This is a genomic window from Gordonia sp. 11cp (assembly GCF_057767225.1).
Window position 1 is genome coordinate 4,004,110 of record NZ_CM173437.1, and the last position, 16,195, is coordinate 4,020,304.

12 protein-coding genes are annotated in these 16,195 nt (G+C 70.3%); 9 read left to right on the plus strand and 3 right to left on the minus strand.

The features are described 5' to 3' along the window. Window positions 1-26: 26 nt before the first annotated feature. Window positions 27-890 (plus strand): type I methionyl aminopeptidase, encoded by an 864-nt coding sequence (gene map, locus AC3B6C_RS17925; protein WP_010841474.1) that lies wholly within the window; start codon window positions 27-29, stop codon window positions 888-890. A 24-nt stretch (window positions 891-914) separates the two neighbouring features. On the opposite strand, the gene AC3B6C_RS17930 is transcribed toward map, so the two are convergent. Further along, a complete protein-coding gene (locus tag AC3B6C_RS17930) occupies window positions 915-3,128 on the minus strand; it encodes a protein kinase domain-containing protein (RefSeq protein WP_488373653.1) in 2,214 nt (737 codons plus the stop codon). A gap of 133 nt (window positions 3,129-3,261) precedes the next feature. On the opposite strand from AC3B6C_RS17930, the gene AC3B6C_RS17935 reads away from it, so the two are divergent. Both AC3B6C_RS17935 and AC3B6C_RS17940 read left to right on the plus strand, forming a co-directional pair. Continuing rightward, complete coding sequence (locus tag AC3B6C_RS17935; protein ID WP_488373654.1) at window positions 3,262-4,833, plus strand: cobyric acid synthase; 1,572 nt, start codon at window positions 3,262-3,264, stop codon at window positions 4,831-4,833. A 35-nt stretch (window positions 4,834-4,868) separates the two neighbouring features. Further along, the gene (locus AC3B6C_RS17940) at window positions 4,869-5,693 is read left to right on the plus strand and encodes an alpha/beta fold hydrolase (RefSeq protein WP_488373655.1); all 825 of its coding nucleotides are present in this window, start codon (window positions 4,869-4,871) and stop codon (window positions 5,691-5,693) included. Between the two features lie 17 nt (window positions 5,694-5,710). On the opposite strand, the gene AC3B6C_RS17945 is transcribed toward AC3B6C_RS17940, so the two are convergent. Both AC3B6C_RS17945 and AC3B6C_RS17950 read right to left on the minus strand, forming a co-directional pair. Continuing rightward, window positions 5,711-7,108: a mycothione reductase gene (locus AC3B6C_RS17945; RefSeq protein ID WP_488373656.1), complete on the minus strand. Its 1,398-nt coding sequence runs from the start codon at window positions 7,106-7,108 to the stop codon at window positions 5,711-5,713. After that, window positions 7,105-8,133 carry an alpha/beta hydrolase gene (locus AC3B6C_RS17950; RefSeq protein WP_488373657.1) on the minus strand — a complete coding sequence of 343 codons (1,029 nt, stop codon included), beginning with the start codon at window positions 8,131-8,133 and terminating at the stop codon, window positions 7,105-7,107. The genes AC3B6C_RS17945 and AC3B6C_RS17950 overlap by 4 nt, the downstream gene beginning before the upstream one ends. A 197-nt stretch (window positions 8,134-8,330) precedes the next feature. Here AC3B6C_RS17950 and mqo point away from each other — a divergent pair, with 197 nt between their 5' ends. The 6 genes from mqo to AC3B6C_RS17980 all read left to right on the plus strand — a co-directional run bounded on the left by mqo (window position 8,331) and on the right by AC3B6C_RS17980 (window position 16,195). Further along, complete coding sequence (mqo, locus tag AC3B6C_RS17955) at window positions 8,331-9,857, plus strand: malate dehydrogenase (quinone) (protein WP_010841468.1); 1,527 nt, start codon at window positions 8,331-8,333, stop codon at window positions 9,855-9,857. Between the two features lie 47 nt (window positions 9,858-9,904). Further along, the gene (locus AC3B6C_RS17960; RefSeq protein WP_010841467.1) at window positions 9,905-10,411 is read left to right on the plus strand and encodes a GNAT family N-acetyltransferase; all 507 of its coding nucleotides are present in this window, start codon (window positions 9,905-9,907) and stop codon (window positions 10,409-10,411) included. After that, window positions 10,408-12,426, plus strand: a complete 2,019-nt coding sequence (locus tag AC3B6C_RS17965) for a VWA domain-containing protein (protein WP_488373658.1) — start codon at window positions 10,408-10,410, stop codon at window positions 12,424-12,426. The genes AC3B6C_RS17960 and AC3B6C_RS17965 overlap by 4 nt, the downstream gene beginning before the upstream one ends. A 69-nt stretch (window positions 12,427-12,495) precedes the next feature. Then, on the plus strand, window positions 12,496-13,113 hold the full coding sequence (cobO, locus tag AC3B6C_RS17970) for a cob(I)yrinic acid a,c-diamide adenosyltransferase (protein ID WP_488373659.1): 618 nt from the start codon (window positions 12,496-12,498) through the stop codon (window positions 13,111-13,113). Continuing rightward, entirely contained in the window at window positions 13,107-14,582 is a 1,476-nt protein-coding gene (locus tag AC3B6C_RS17975; RefSeq protein ID WP_488373660.1) for a cobyrinic acid a,c-diamide synthase CobB, read from the plus strand. Before cobO ends, AC3B6C_RS17975 begins: the two co-directional genes overlap by 7 nt. Continuing rightward, the gene (locus AC3B6C_RS17980) at window positions 14,582-16,195 is read left to right on the plus strand and encodes a GAF domain-containing sensor histidine kinase (RefSeq protein ID WP_010841463.1); all 1,614 of its coding nucleotides are present in this window, start codon (window positions 14,582-14,584) and stop codon (window positions 16,193-16,195) included. The genes AC3B6C_RS17975 and AC3B6C_RS17980 overlap by 1 nt, the downstream gene beginning before the upstream one ends.

Below are 16,195 nucleotides of genomic sequence, written 5' to 3' on the forward strand. Positions count from 1 at the left end.
GCGACGGGCAGCGATAGTCTGGACGCATGCCAGTTCGTAGTGCCCTCACGCCGGGGATCGTCTCGCCTATCCGGTCCGTGCCCGACTCCATCGAGCGTCCCGAGTACGTGTGGAAGCCGACGGTCGACGAAGGGCACGAGCCCTGGGTGCAGACGGCCGAGACCATCGAGAAGATGCGCATAGCGAGCAAGATCGCGGCCAACGCTCTCGCCGAGGCGGGCAAGGCCGTCGCCCCGGGCGTGACCACCGATGAGCTCGACGCGATCGCGCACGAGTACATGATCGATCACGGCGCGTACCCGTCGACCTTGGGCTACAAGGACTTCCCGAAGTCGTGCTGCACGTCGCTCAACGAGGTCATCTGTCACGGCATCCCGGACTCGACCGTGATCGAGGACGGGGACATCGTCAACATCGACGTCACCGCCTACATCCACGGTGTGCACGGTGACACCAACGCGACCTTCCTCGCCGGCGACGTCGATCAAGAGGCCGTCGATCTCGTCGAACGGACCCGGATCGCGACCGAACGGGCCATCAAGGCCGTGAAGCCGGGCCGCGAGCTGAATGTCGTCGGACGGGTCATCGAGTCCTACGCAAATCGTTTCGGCTACACGGTCGTGCGCGACTTCACCGGCCACGGCATCGGTGAGACTTTTCACAACGGGCTGATCGTGCTGCACTACGACGAGCCGAACGTCGACACGGTCCTCGAACCGGGGATGGTGTTCACCATCGAGCCGATGATCAACCTCGGCGCGCTGCCATGGGAGATGTGGGACGACGGCTGGACCGTCGTGACCGCCGACCGCCGGTGGACCGCGCAGTTCGAGCACACCCTCGTCGTCACCGACGACGGAGCCGAGGTCCTCACCCTTCCCGACAACTGAGAGGTCAGGCCGACCACTCAGGCGTCAGGCGGGGAACCGGACGGGCTGCGGTTCGCTGCTCGTCGTGGTCGTCCCGTTGCCGAGCTGGCCCTTCCCGTTGAGGCCCCAGCAGTACATCTCGTCGTCGGCGACGGCGCACACGTTCGCCGACCCGGTGGTGACCTCGGTGACCCCGGACAGGCCGTTGACGCGGTCCGGGCTCTTGTCGGGCTGATCGCTGCGCGACCCCCAGCAATAGGCGGAACTGCCGGCGGCTGCGCATCCGCCGTACGCCGCGGTCGACACCTCGGTGGCCCCGCGGACGTCGATCCGGGTCGGGGTCCGCCGGTTCTGCTCGGTGCCGTCGCCGAGCTGGCCGCTGGTGTTCTGGCCCCAGCAGAACACGCCGCCGGAGCCGGCCACCGCACATGTCGAGTAGAGGCTCGCGCTGATCGACGTCGGCGAATCGAGACCGAGAACCCGCGTCGGGGTCAGGCGGTCGATCGTGGTGCCGTCACCGATCTGGCCTTCCCGGTTGTTGCCCCAGCAGTACGCGGAGCCGCCGGCGATCGCGCAGCTGGTGGTGTGCGAGGTGGAGACGGCGGTCACGTCCGTCAACCCGGCGACGCGGGTCGGCACGTCCACCGAGCCGGTGCTGCCGTTACCCACCTGTCCGCTGGCGTTGTTGCGCCAGCAGTAGGCGTCGCCGTCGCTGATCGCGCAGATCGTCAACCCGACCGACACCGCCGACACCCGTGACAGGCCGGTCACCTTCGTCGGGAGCGGCACGTTCTGGCCCGGCTGTCCGACGCCGTAGCCCCAGCAGTACAGGTCGCCGGAACTGATCGCGCAGGTGGTTCCGAGACCGCCCATGCTGACCGCGGACACATCGGAGATGCCGGTGATCGCGACGGGCCGCGGGCGGTCGGTGGTCGTGCCGTCGCCCAGCGTGCCCCGCTCGTTGCCGCCCCAGCAGTACAGCCGGCCGTCGCGTACCGCGCACGTGCTGTCCCCGCTGGACGCGATGGAATCGAAGGTGCCGCTGCCGGCCGGGGAACCGGACGTGCTGGGCCCCGACGTCGACGACCCGGCGACCGTCGTCGGGGAATCCGACTCCGATCCGCCGAGAGCGACGGCGGCTCCGACGACCCCGACGACGAGGACGATGACACCGAGGACCGCGGCGATGATCCATGCGGTCCGCGAGCCGGATCCCCGTTGCCCGGGGCCGGGCCCATGCGGTCCGGTCGGATGGTCGAGACGCGGGCCGCCGGGACCGTAGGCGGGGAACGGTGCGTACTGACCACCGCCGGGCGGCGGGACCCGGTGGGCAGCGGCGGGGTGTACCTGCGCGTGCTGGGTGGGCGGATGCTGGGTGGGGGGAAGCTGCTGGGGGCGACCCGGGGGCTGGTGCTGCCCGAACGGCGGCGTGGACGCCGTCGGTGCGGTCTCGACGGCCCGGGCGAGGGCAGCGGCGAACTCGGAACAGGACGAGAACCGGTCGGCGGGGTTCTTGGCGAGGGCGCGCGCGAACACCGGATCCAGATATCCGAGATCGGGTCTACGCCCGGAGATCCGCGGTGGGGGTGTGTTGACGTGGCCGGCGATCAACGCCATCGGGGTCTGGCCGGGGAAGGGTTGTGATCCGGTGAGCAGCTGGAAGGTGGTGCACGCGAGCGCGTACTGATCCGACGCCGGTATGGCCGCCTCGCCGGTGAGGATCTCGGGTGCGGCATAGGCGAGGGTGCCGACGAACAGATTGGTGGCGGTCATCTTGGCGCCGTCCATCAGGCGGGCGATGCCGAAGTCGAGCACGGTGACCCGCGTGATCCGGCCGTCGGATCCCCGCGCGATCACGATGTTCGCGGGTTTGATGTCGCGGTGGATGACGCGCTGTGTGTGCGCGTAGTCGAGGGCATCGGCGACCTTGCCGACGATGGTCACCACATCCGCGACCGGCAGGCTCGGTACGGCGGTGAGGTCGTCGCCGTCGAGGTAGGTCATCGAGAACCACGGACTGCCGTTCTCCACGCCGTGCGTGTAGACCGTCACGATGCCGGGATGATCGAGTGCCGCCGCGGTGCGGGCCTCGTTGCGGAACCGCTCGGCGAAGCTGGGGTCGGCGGGATTGGGCGAGATGATCTTGAGTGCCTCGCGCCGGCCCAGGGTCGGATGTTCGACGAGCCAGACCTGTCCCATGCCGCCGTGCCCGAGCAGCGAGAGAACGCGATACCCGGCGAACACGGATCCGGGCTTCACGACCTCCACGTCCGACGACCCCCCATTGCTGTGCACGACTGCTGACCCCTTCGATGGGCCACTGTATCCAGCGCCACCGCGCCGCGAGGCGAACGGTGCGCCGTGTGAACGACGCCACCACTAGGCTGTCCGGGTGGACGCAGTCGGTGGCGCAGTGCTCGTGGGCGGTACGAGCAGCGATGCCGGGAAGAGCCTGATCGTCGCCGGGCTGTGCCGGGCGCTGCACCGAGCCGGTGTGCGCGTCGCACCGTTCAAGGCGCAGAACATGTCGAACAACTCGGTGGTCACCCTCGACGGCGGCGAGATCGGTCGCGCGCAGGCGTTGCAGGCCTTCGCGTGCGGACTCGCGCCGTCCACCCGGTTCAACCCGGTGCTGCTGAAACCGGGCAGCGACCGCCGCTCGCACGTCATCCTCCGCGGCCGCCCGGCCGGCGACGTCGGGGCCGCCGACTATCTTCAGTGGCGGGCGCGACTGCGTGCCGTCGTCGCCGACGAACTGGCCGGTCTGCGACGCGATTTCGACGTGGTCATCTGTGAGGGTGCGGGTTCGGTCGCGGAGATCAACTTGCGCGCCAACGACATCGCCAATCTCGGTCTCGCACAGGCGGCTCGGCTTCCGGTGTTGCTGGTGACCGACATCGACCGGGGTGGCTCGCTGGCACACCTGTTCGGGACCACCGCGGTTCTCGACGACGCCGATCAGCGCCTGATCGCCGGGTACGTGATCAACAAGTTCCGCGGCGACCCCTCGATCCTCGAACCGGGGCTCCGCCAGGTGGAGGCGATCACGGGGCGGCCGACGCTCGGTGTCGTGCCGTTCGCCGACGACCTGTGGCTCGACGCCGAGGACTCCCTCGCCGCACCCGTCGGGCGACGCGTCGGGCCACCGCGCTCGTTCACCGAGTCCGGCCCGACGGTGGGCGCCCGGTTGCGTGTCGCGGCCATCCGGCTGCCGCGGATATCGAACTCGACCGACGTCGAGGCGCTGGCCTGCGAACCCGGTGTCGACGTCACCTGGGTCGACGACCCGGCCGGGGTGGCGGCCGCCGACCTCGTCGTCGTGCCCGGTACCCGGGCCACCGTCGCCGACCTCGACTGGGTCCGGGCGCGCGGCATCGGGGAGGCGCTGACCGAACGCGCCGCCCGCGGACGTCCGATCGTCGCCGTCTGCGGCGGATTCCAGATGCTCGGCCGAACACTCGACGACCGGGTCGAATCCGGTCGCGGGCGTGTGCCCGGGCTGGGGTTGTTCGACCTCGACATCGAGTTCGACGCCGACAAGACCGTGCGGCAGGTCACCGGCGCCGGCGGCTCGGCCGGTGACCCGGCGTCCGCGGTCGCGATCAGCGGCTACGAGATCCATCACGGACGGGTGACCCGCTCGGCGGAGGACACGTGGATCGTCGACGACCGGCACGGACCGGAGGGCGCGATCCGGGGGGCCCTACGGGGTACGCACTGGCACGGATTGCTGGCGTGCAACGACTTCCGTCGCCGTCTCCTCACCGACGTGGCGACCGAGGCCGGGGTGCGCGGGTTCCGCGTGGCACCGGACACCGATGTCGACGCCGAACGTCGCCGGCAGGTCGACCAGATGGCCGACCTCGTCACCGAACATCTCGACCTCGACGCCGTGACGCGTCTCATCGAACAAGGGCCGCCGCGCAATCCGCCGATCATCCGGCACCACCTCGATGCTCTGTAGGCGCTGCGATCCTGCGAACGGGTTATCGTTGCCCAATGACTGAAGAACACCGTCAGGTGACCGTGAACGGCCTCACCTTCGACGTCCGGATCGGGGGGCCGGAGGCCGGCCCGTGGGTTCTGTTGCTGCACGGCTTCCCGGTGAACGGAAGCTGCTATGACCAGGTTCTGCCGCGCCTGCACGAGTCGGGCCTGCGCACCCTCGTGATCGACCAGCGCGGGTACAGCCCGGGCGCGCGGCCGTCCCAGGTGGACGACTACCACCTCACCCACCTCGTCTCCGATGCGATCGGCGTGCTCGACGCGCTCGGCATCGGCTACGCGATCCTGGTCGGACACGACTGGGGCGGCATCCTCGCGTGGCATCTCGCCGGGAAGTACCCCGACCGGTTCACCGGACTCGTCGTCGGGAGCACCGGGCATCCGTCGGCGATGCGCGACGCGCTCGCCGGCAGCGATCAGCGCGAACGCTCCTCGTACATCCTCGATTTCGTCGCCGACGGGGCAGAGGAGAAGCTCCTCGCCGACGACGGTGCGCAGCTGCGGGCCGTGGGGATCACCGAGTACGAGCTCGCCCCGTTGCGGGAGCCCGGCGCCCTGACCGCGGCGCTGAACTGGTACCGCGCGAACTTCACCGGCGACATCAAGGCGACGATGGCGTGCCCGCCGGTGGAGATCCCGACGACGCTGTTGTGGAGCGACGCCGACACCGCGCTGGGTCGCGAACAGGCACAGGGGAGCGGCCGGTACGTCTACGGCGACTTCCGCTTCTGCGAACTCGCCGGCGTGGACCACTGGATTCCGCAGCACGCCGCTCCGGCCCTCGCCAGCGAGATCGCCCTGCGCTCAACCATTTTCTGAGGGTCTCGCCGACGCCGTCAGATCTCCAGGCCGAGCAGCGCGTTCTCGAGGACCTCGGGCATCGCCGGGTGGATCCAGTACTGCCCGCGGGCCAGCTCGTGTGCGGTCTGTCCGAAGTGCATCGCCTGGATGACCGGCTGGATGACGGTGGGTGCCTGCGGACCGATGAGGTGTGCGCCCAGCAGCCGGCCGGTGCCGCGCTCGGCGATCAGCTTGCAGAATCCGGTGGTGTCCTCCATGGCCCAGCCGTAGGCCACGTCGCCGTAGGCCTGGACCTTGACGGCGATGTCGAGGCCGGCGTCGAGCGCCTGGGCCTCGGTCAGCCCCACCGACGCGATCTGCGGGTGGGTGAACACCGCGGCCGGTACGAACCGATGGTCGAAGGAGTCGAGATCGGTTGCGTCCCAACCCTTCAGGAGGTTGGCCTGGACGACCCGCTGCTCGTGGTTGGCGACGTGCTTGAGCTGGTAGGGCGAGCTGACGTCGCCGAGGGTCCACACGCCGCGGGCGGCGGTGCGGCCGTGTGCATCGCAGCGCACGCGGCCCTCCTCGTCGAGTTCGATGCCGACGGAACCGAGGTTGAGCCGGTCGCCGTTGGGCCGGCGGCCCGTCGCGACCAGGAGCACGTCGGCCTCGAGTGAGGTGCCGTCGGAAAGCCCCACGCGGACACCGCCGTCGGGCAGGTCCTCGGCGTCGGTGATCGTGGTCTCCAGGCGCACGTCCCACTTCTCCCCGGCCACCTGGGTGAAGCGGTTGGAGATGTCGGCGTCCTGCTTGCGCAGCAATGCCGGTCCACGCGCGATGACCGTCACGCGGGAACCCAGCGCGCCGAAGACATGCGCGAATTCCGCGGCGATGTAACCGCTTCCAGCGATGATCAGGCGTTCGGGCAGCTCGGCGAGACGCATCACGTCGTTGTTGGTGTAGTAGGTGACGCCCGAGTCGGCGATGACCTGGGGGATGACCGCGCGCGAGCCGGCCGCCAGCACCACTTCGGCGGCGAGGACCGTGTCGCCGTCCCTCGTGACCAGCCGGTACCGGCCGTCGTCGTCCCGCCCGTCGAACTCCACATGGGAGTCGTAGACGGTGATGTTGTCGCAGCGGTCGACCCGGTACTCCTTGCCGCCCTGCGACAACGGGTCGATGCGGCCGAACACGCGGTCGACGATGCCCGGCCAGTCGACCGAGTCGACCTTGGCGTGCACGCCCAGGCGCGCGCCGTGAGTGGCGATCTCGGCCACCTCGGACGCGTAGACGAACATCTTGGTCGGGATGCAGCCCACGTTGAGGCAGGTGCCGCCGTAGACGCCCTCCTCGAAGATCGCGAGGGTCTTGTCCGCGAACCGGTCGTCGGGGATGGCGTTGCCGCTCCCGGAGCCGATGATGGCCAGGTCGACGACCTGTGTGGCGGTCATAGGGGATTCTCGCTTTCGGTTGAGAGGACGGCGGACAGCCAGTGGTCGACCTCGCGGTAGGCGTGCTCACGAGCATGCGCGACGGAGAGGAATACGTCATGCCGGGCGTCGGGGATCGGCACCGCGGTCACCCGGCCGCCGAGACAACCGCTCCAGCGCGCGATGTGGGTGACGTCGAGGACGGCATCGGCATGATCGGTGGACGGGGAGTAGGTCTTGGCGAAATGCGTTTTGTCCGAACGTAATACAAGGGCGGGGACGCCGACGTCGATACCGTGGTGCAGGCGGCGCTGGCCGCTGCGCACCGCGTCGAGGAAACCGAAGGTGACCGGGAATCCGCCGAGCGGTTTCGCCGACAGGTCATAGTTCCACTCGCCGTGGGCGCTGTCGTGCAGGCTCTCGCCGTAGGCCTGCGAGAGTTCTTTCGGGATCACCCTTGTCGGCGCGACGGCGGCGACCGCCTTGATCAGCAGTGTGACCGGCAGCGTGCGCAGGACCGCGTCGCCCTGCAGGTCGAACCACGGCGAGTTGAGCAGGAGTCCGTCGACCGCGGCGTGCAGGGCCGGCTCGCGCTGCCGCAACCGGTCGAGCCAGAGCGCGGTGACGAGGCCGCCGGTCGAGTGGCCGGCCACCACGACCCGGCACTCGGGGCCCACCTCGTCGAGGATGATCCGCAGTGAGGCGTTGAGCTCCTCGTCGTACATCGCGAGGTCGGTGGTGAAGTGCGGCGTGTGGTGCGACTGCCGCGAACGTCCGCATTTCCGGAGATCGACGGCATAGAACGCGTAACCGCGGTCGACGAAGAAATCGGCGAGCGGCTCGTGGAAGAAGTAATCGGTGAAGCCGTGGACGTAGAGCACCGCGCCGCGTGCGGGTGACGTCTCGGCGCGGCGCACCAGGGTCGCGGTGACCGGCGACTCGCCGTCGGGGTCGGGTCCCAGCGGGAGCACGCGTTGCCGGTAGGCGTCGAGGAATCGGTCGGGCCGCCAGTCGGCGGCGGCGGATACGCTCACGCCAGCCAGCATAGTGACAGGTCACCGACTGCCCAGGTGTCGTGCAGCACACAGTTGCGCAGGTCGATTCTGTCGGGGGACGTGCCATGCTGGACAATGGCGGTTGAGAAGGATCGGGTGAGAAGTGCCCGGTCGAGAAGGTGCCATCCGGGACGACGTGCCGCGACGAACTCAGGTCACAGTGTCCCACCAGGTGAAGTGGAGTCCAGGTGTCGAAAACGGAGATCACGACCGACGTCGCGTTGGTGGGTGCGGGAATCATGAGTGCCACGCTGGGAGCGCTGCTCCGGCAGCTCCAGCCCGACTGGTCGATCAGCCTGTTCGAGCAGCTCGACGCGGCCGCCGCGGAGAGCAGCGACCCGTGGAACAACGCCGGCACCGGCCATTCGGCGCTGTGCGAGCTCAACTACACGCCGAAGACGGCCGACGGTGACGTCAACATCGACAAGGCGCTCACCATCAACGAGCAGTTCCAGGTGTCCCGCCAGTTCTGGGCCCACGCGGTCGACAGCGGCATCCTCGGTGACCCGTCGGAGTTCATCAACCCGATCCCGCACGTCGCGTTCACCCACGGCGCGGAGGGGCAGAAGTACCTCCGCAAGCGCTACGACAACCTCGCCTCGCAGACCCTGTTCGAGGGCATGGAGTTCATCGACGACCCGGCCGAGTTCAGCGAGCGGCTGCCGCTGATGTCCCACGGACGCGACTTCGCCGACCCGGTCGCGCTGAACTGGTTCGACCAGGGCACCGACGTCGACTTCGGCGCACTGACCCAGCAGCTCCTCAACTACGTCGCGCAGGGCGCCGACATCTACTTCGGCCACTCGGTCACCAACCTGTCCAAGCAGTCCGACGGCAGCTGGATCGTGAAGGTCCGCAACGGGCGGACCGGCCAGAAGCTGTCCGTGCACGCGAAGTTCGTGTTCGTCGGCGCCGGCGGTGGTGCACTGCACCTGCTGCAGAAGTCGGGGATCAAAGAAGCCAAGGGGTTCGGCGGATTCCCGGTCTCCGGTGAGTTCTTCCGCTGCACGAATCCCGATCTCGTCGCCGAGCACCACGCGAAGGTCTACGGTCAGGCCGCCGTCGGTGCGCCGCCTATGTCGGTGCCCCACCTCGACACCCGCGTCATCAACCACAAGCCCGGCCTGCTGTTCGGTCCGTACGCCGGCTGGTCGCCCAAATTCCTCAAGAGCGGCAAGATCACCGATCTGCCCGCGTCGATCAAGCCGGGCAACCTGCTCCCGATGATGTCGATCGCGCCGAAGGAGTTCGGCCTGCTCAAGTACCTCATCAGCGAGCTCGCCGCCGGCCCCGCCGACCGGGTCAAGACGCTGTCGGAATTCGTCCCCCGCGCGCTCGGCGCCGACTGGGAGCTCATCACCGCCGGACAGCGCGTACAGGTCATCCGCAAGACCGGCGTCGGTGGGCAGCTCGAGTTCGGCACCGCGGTCGTGGCGGCCGGTGACGGCACGATCGCCGGCCTCCTGGGGGCGTCGCCCGGCGCCTCGACCGCCGTCCCGGCGATGCTCTCCGTGCTCGAGCAGTGCTTCCCCGAGGAGTACGCGGGCTGGACGTCGAAGCTGTCCGGGATCATCCCGTCCTTCGGCCAGAAATTGAACGGCAACCGGGACCTGTACCGCCAGGTCTGGGACTGGACGAACAAGTCGCTGCAGCTGACCGAGCGCAACGAGACCCCCGCCGAGACCGGCCGGCTCGCGCCCGCCACCGCCGGCTGATCTCTCGGGAGATGAAGTCCGGCCGCGTTGTGTGCTAACCACGACACATGATCTCCGTACCGCGGGTGCATCGCGCCCAGGCCGATGACATCGATGCAGCCACGCTGTATCGGATCCTGCGGCTCCGGGTCGAGGTCTTCGTCGTCGAGCAGGCGTGTCCGTACCCCGAGCTCGACGGACGCGACCTCGAGCCGACCACGAGACAGTTCTGGATCACCGACGGTGCAGACCCGCCCGAGGGTGCCGGAGAGGACGCGACCGACGGGGCGGGTACGGTCCTGGCCACGCTGCGACTGCTCGAGGAACCCCAGACCGACGGCGGGCAGGTCTTCCGGATCGGGCGGGTCTGCACCGAGCGGAACCATCGGGGCCGCGGTCTCGTGGCGACCCTCATGACCGCTGCGCTCGACGAGGTCGGGGACCGCCCGTGCCGGATCGAGGCCCAGACCTACCTCACCGAGATGTACGGCAAGTTCGGCTTCGCCCGCGACGGCGACGACTACCTCGAGGACGGGATTCCCCACGTGTCGATGCTCCGCGCCGGGTCGCGATGACCACCCTCGGTGAACTCCCGGCCCCCGCCGATCTGGCTGCCGACGTGCGCTACCCGTTCAGTGCGGTCGTCGGCCAGGAGCAGCTCAAGCTCGCGCTCATCCTCTCGGCCATCTCGCCGGGTATCGGCGGAGTCCTGATCCGCGGCGAGAAGGGCACCGCGAAGTCGACGATCGTGCGCGGACTGGGTCCGTTGCTCAGCGTGCCCGGGTCGGTGGACGACACGGCAGGCCGCGTCGTGGAACTGCCGATCGGGGCGACCGAGGACCGTGTGATCGGCTCGCTGGACCTCACCTCGGTCCTTCGGGACGGCCGCGCGGAGTTCACCCCCGGCCTGCTCGCCCGGGCGCACCGCGGGGTCCTCTACATCGACGAGGTCAACCTGCTCGCCGACCACCTCGTGGACGTCCTGCTGGATGCCGCGGCGAGCGGGCGGGTCACCATCGAACGCGACGGTGTGTCGCACACCCAGGCGGCCGATTTCGTGCTCGTCGGGACCATGAACCCCGAAGAGGGCGAGCTCCGCCCGCAGCTGCTCGACCGGTTCGGGCTCGCCGTCGACGTGGCAGCTGGTCGCGAGGTCGACGAACGCGTCGAGGTGGTGCGCCGGCGGATGGCCTACGACGCCGATCCGGAGTCGTTCGTCGCCGCCCACGCCGCCGCCGAACACGAACTGACGCAACGCATCGCGACGGCGCGGGCCGCCGTGGGCACCGTCGAGCTCCCGGACCGGGAACTGCGCCGGATCGCCGGCATCTGCGCCCACCTCGACGTCGACGGACTCCGCGGCGACATCGTCGTGGCGCGGACCGCGCTCGCCCACGCCGCCTGGCGCGGAGCCGTTGTCGTCGAAGACGTCGACGTCCGGGCGGCGGTGGAGCTGGCACTGCCACACCGCCGCCGCCGCAACCCGTTCGACGAGTCGGGACTCAGCTCCGACCAGCTCGACGAGGCGATGTCGGCGGGTGAGGACGCGGCCGGGCCCGACTCACCCGACGACGACCCGGGACCGCCGGAGACGCCACCGCCCGGTGGCGGCGGCGAGCCGCCGGCGTCCGAGCCGAACGACACCGCCACGGCTCCCGGCGCAGCCCACGACACCGACACCGCCGAGGATCCCGGCACCGCGCCCGAGACCGGCGACGGCGAGGTCCCGCAGACCGCCCCCGGCCCCGCGTTCGGCTCCGCGCCTGTTCCGACCGGTCGTCGGATGCCGACCCTGCGGGTCGACGGACTCGGCGACGGGGATCCGGGCCGTCGCTCGAAGGCGCGCAGCCGTCGCGGGCACACCACCCATGCCGTCGACTTCGACGCCGAACGACCGGTCCATCTGTTCGGCACCGTGCTCGCCGCTGCCGGCCGGGCGACACGGGGCGACGACGGGCTCCGGCCGGGCGGCCTGCGTATCGCGGCGCCGGATCTGCGATCGGCGCAACGGATCGGCCAGGAGTCGAACCTGGTCGTCTTCGTCGTCGACCTCAGCGGTTCGATGACCGCACGGCGTCGTCTGGCCGCGGTGTCCGAGCTGTGCGTGGAGATGCTGCGTGACTCCTACACCCGCCGCGACCGCGTCGCCGTGGTCGTCGCGCGGGGTTCCGCCGCGACGCTGGCGGTGCCGCCCACCAAATCCGTCGAGATCGCGGTGCGTCGCCTCGAAGAGATCCGTACCGGTGGCCGCACGCCGCTCGGCGAGGGCCTGCAACTGGCCGCCGACGTGGTGGAGCGGTGTCGACGCGCGGAGCCCGACCGCCGGCCGTTGCTGGTGGTCCTCACCGACGGACGGGCCACCTCCGGGCGCGACGCCTCGGGTCGCAGCGCGATGGCACGCGCCCGGCAGGCCGCGGACGGCATCCGCCGCCGCGGGATCGGGTCCGTGGTCGTCGACTGCGAGCAGGGCATGGTCCGGCTCGGACTCGCCGGCGATCTCGCGGCTCACCTCGGTGCCGACCTGATCCCCATGGACGAGCTGTCGGCCACCGCCCTCACCGGACCGGCACCCGCACGCGGGGCGGCCTGAGCCCTCCGTCCGGCACCGACCCGCCCACCCGTCACCGCCCACCACCCGCAACCGGCAAGGAGAAGTCGAGTGCCCCAGGGAGTTCCGGTCAGCATCCCCGACGACGGGCTGACGACGCGACAGCGCCGCAACCAGCCCGTCCTGGCGGTGCACACCGGCGACGGCAAGGGCAAGTCGACCGCTGCGTTCGGCATGGCGATGCGCGCGTGGAACGCGGGCATGCGGGTCGCGGTGTTCCAATTCGTCAAGAGCGCGAAATGGAAGGTCGGGGAGGAGTCGACGATGCTCGCCCTCGACCGGGTCCACGCCGAGACCGGCGCCGGTGGACCGGTGGAATGGCACAAGATGGGCCAGGGCTGGTCGTGGCTGCGCGCCAACTCCGACCACGACGACGACCACGCCGCCGCCGCACAGGCCGGGTGGGCCGAGATCGCCCGCCGCCTCGATGCCGGCGAACACGACTTCTACGTCCTCGACGAGTTCACCTACCCGCTGCACTGGGGATGGGTCGACACCGCCGAGGTCGTCGAGACCCTCGCCCGGCGCCCCGGACGCCAGCACGTGGTGATCACCGGCCGGCGTGCGCCGGCCGAACTCGTCGACGCCGCCGATCTCGTCACCGAGATGCGCAAGATCGCCCACCCGATGGACGCGGGCCGCAAGGGGCAGAAGGGGATCGAATGGTGAACTCCGCCGGCGGTTCGACGCCGGCCGTCGTGATCGCCGCACCGTCGTCCGGTAGCGGCAAGACGACCGTGACCACCGGACTCATCGGTGCCCTGCGGGCAGCCGGGCACCGGGTGGCGCCGTTCAAGGTCGGTCCCGACTACATCGATCCCGGCTACCACGCGGTGGCCGCGGGACGCCCCGGGCGCAACCTCGACCCGAATCTGGTGGGCGCCGAACGCATCGCGCCGCTGTTCGCCCACGGCGCGGCGGGTGCGGACATCGCGGTCGTCGAGGGCGTGATGGGCCTGTTCGACGGTCGCATCGTCAACCACGACAACGGCAGCTCCGACGACGGCGGCATCGGGGCCGGGTCCCTCGGCGTGGGCTCCACCGCGCACGTCGCGTCGATCATCGGCGCGCCGGTGATCCTCGTCGTCGACGCCGCCGGGCACAGCCAGTCACTGGCCGCGGTGCTGCACGGATTCCTGTCCTATGACCCCTCGGTGTCGATCGCGGGCGTCATCCTCAACCGGGTCGGTTCGCCCCGTCACGAGATGGTGCTGAGACAGGCCGCCGCCCGGGTCGGACTGCCGGTTCTCGGCGTGCTGCGTCGTCACCCGTCGCTGACGGTGCCCTCCCGCCACCTGGGCCTGATCCCGGCTGCCGAACGCAATGCCGACGCGGTCGCGGCGGTGGACGCGATGACCGCACACCTGCGCGGCGCCCTCGACCTGCCGGCCATCGTGGCCGCCGCCCGCGCACGATCGGTGCCCGATGCGACGGCGTGGTCGGCGTCGGAAGCCGTTGCGCCCCATCGCCGTACCGCGACGACCGAGTCGCCGGTCATCGCCGTCGCCGGGGGCGCGGCGTTCACCTTCGGCTACGCCGAGCACGCCGAGATGCTGACCGCCGCCGGAGCGCGCGTCGTCGTGTTCGACCCGCTCGTCGACCGGCTGCCCGCGGATGCGGGCGGCGTCGTGATCGGCGGCGGCTTCCCGGAGGAACACGCCGAGGCGCTGGCCGCCAACGAACTCCTGCGCGCCGACCTCCGTGCGCATGCCGCGGCGGGTCGTCCGATCCACGCCGAATGCGCGGGGCTGCTGTACCTGTGCGCCCAGCTGGACGGGCACCCGATGAGCGGCGTCCTCGACATCCCCGGCCACTTCGGCCCCACCCTGACCCTCGGCTATCGCGACGCCGTCGCCGTGAGCGACTCGGTCCTCTTCCGGACCGGCGAACGCGTGACGGGCCACGAGTTCCACCGCAGCGGGGTGGGCGACGGCGCGCACGCACCCGCCTGGGCGTGGCGGGATGCCTCGGGCCGGGCATCGAGGCACGGGGTCACGACGGCGTCGGTGCACGCCTCGTATCTGCATCTGCATCCGGCCTCGATCCCGGAGGCGCTGTGCCGCTTCGTGTCCCGGGCCGCCGAGGTGGCTCCGGCACTGTCCTCCGACCGGGCCGGTGACACCGCCGGGGCGTCGTGATGCTCGACCACCGGCTCCGCGAGACCCTCGACGCGCTCGCCGACCACGGTGCCGACGACCCGGCGTTGCTGCGGGAACTGCTGGAGGCGGTCCTCGTCGTCGGTCAGGGTGTCGAGCTCGACCGGGCGCTGCAGCGCATCGTCGAGGTCGCGGCCGGTCTGGTGGACGCCCAGTACGGCGCCCTCGGAGTGCGCGGCCCCGATGGCGGATTGAGTGAGTTCGTGCACATCGGGATCACCGACGCCCAGCGGGCGACCATGGGACATCTGCCGGTCGGTCGCGGGGTACTGGGGCTGCTCATCGACGACCCCCGCCTGCACCGCATCCACGACCTCGGCGCGCACCCGACCTCGGTCGGCTTCCCGGCCAACCACCCGCCCATGCACACGTTCCTCGGCGCACCGATCATGGTGCGCGGGGAGGTCTTCGGCAGTCTCTACCTGACCGAGAAGCGGTCCGCGGAGGACTTCTCCGAGGTCGACGAGACCGTTGTCGCGGTACTCGCGGTCGCCGCCGGTATCGCCGTCGACAACGCGGGCCTCTTCGAGCGGGCCCGCACGCGGCATCGCTGGATGCAGGTCCTCGCCCGGCGTGGGTCGGAGCCGCTGGCCGGAATCGCACTGTCGGACACCATGTCCCGCATGTGCGCGGATGTCGCCGACCTGGTCGGCGCCGTCGATGTCTACCTGTTCACCGAGCTGGCCGGGGAGGTGGAACTGCGCGGTCACACCGGGGAGCCGGTGGAGGTCGACACCTTCATCGCGCCGGATGCCACGTCTCTACGGGTGCAGCGCTCCGGGCAGATCGCGGAGTCGCTCATCCGGCGTGGCGCCCGCTGGACCTCGGTGCAGCCACTGCAACGCGCGTCGGGCGCGTTCGGCTGGATGCTGATCACGCACCGCAATCGCCCGTACTGGGACGACGAGGAGATCGCCGGTCTCGCCGGTGTGGCCGAGGTCGCCTCGCTGGCGGTGGTCTACGCCGAACAGCAGCAGATCGCCCGCGATCTCGAGGTGCTCGAGGACCGGCACCGGATCGCCCGAGACCTGCACGATCACGTGATACAACGACTCTTCGCGGTCGGCATGTCCGTGCAGACGCTGCTCGCCGGGACCACCGATCCCGCCGCCGCCACAGCGCGCCTCGAGCAGATCATGACCGACCTGGACCGCACGATCGCGCAGATCCGCACCTCGATCTTCGATCTGCAGACGGCCTATGGACCCGATGCCGACCCGACGCTGCGACGGCGGGTGATCGACATCGTCTCCGAACTGTCCGGGCACGCGTCGATCTCGCCGAGCGTGGAGTTCGACGGCCCGGTCGACACAGTGGTGCCGGACGCGCTCGGACCGCATATCGACGCGGTCCTGCGGGAGGGATTGAGCAACGCCCTCCGGCACGCGCGGGCCGAGCACATCGCCGTCTCGGTGACCGCCGACGACGTGCTGACCGTCGAGATCAGCGACGACGGCATCGGCATCGGTGCCGACGTCACCTACCGCGGACTGGAGAACCTGACCCGGCGGGCCGAGGACTGCGACGGGACGTTCAGCGTCCTCACGCGCAGGGGCGGGACGACGCTCACCTGGTCGGTGCCCCTCCTCGGATAG

Coding starts and splice junctions, on each gene's coding strand:
- map (WP_010841474.1), top strand. CDS start 27: ATGCCAGTTCGTAGTGCCCTCACGCCGGGGATCGTCTCGCCTATCCGG.
- AC3B6C_RS17940 (WP_488373655.1), top strand. CDS start 4,869: ATGACTGAAGAACACCGTCAGGTGACCGTGAACGGCCTCACCTTCGAC.
- AC3B6C_RS17945 (WP_488373656.1), bottom strand. CDS start 7,108: ATGACCGCCACACAGGTCGTCGACCTGGCCATCATCGGCTCCGGGAGC.
- AC3B6C_RS17950 (WP_488373657.1), bottom strand. CDS start 8,133: ATGCTGGCTGGCGTGAGCGTATCCGCCGCCGCCGACTGGCGGCCCGAC.
- AC3B6C_RS17960 (WP_010841467.1), top strand. CDS start 9,905: ATGATCTCCGTACCGCGGGTGCATCGCGCCCAGGCCGATGACATCGAT.
- AC3B6C_RS17965 (WP_488373658.1), top strand. CDS start 10,408: ATGACCACCCTCGGTGAACTCCCGGCCCCCGCCGATCTGGCTGCCGAC.
- AC3B6C_RS17975 (WP_488373660.1), top strand. CDS start 13,107: ATGGTGAACTCCGCCGGCGGTTCGACGCCGGCCGTCGTGATCGCCGCA.
- AC3B6C_RS17980 (WP_010841463.1), top strand. CDS start 14,582: ATGCTCGACCACCGGCTCCGCGAGACCCTCGACGCGCTCGCCGACCAC.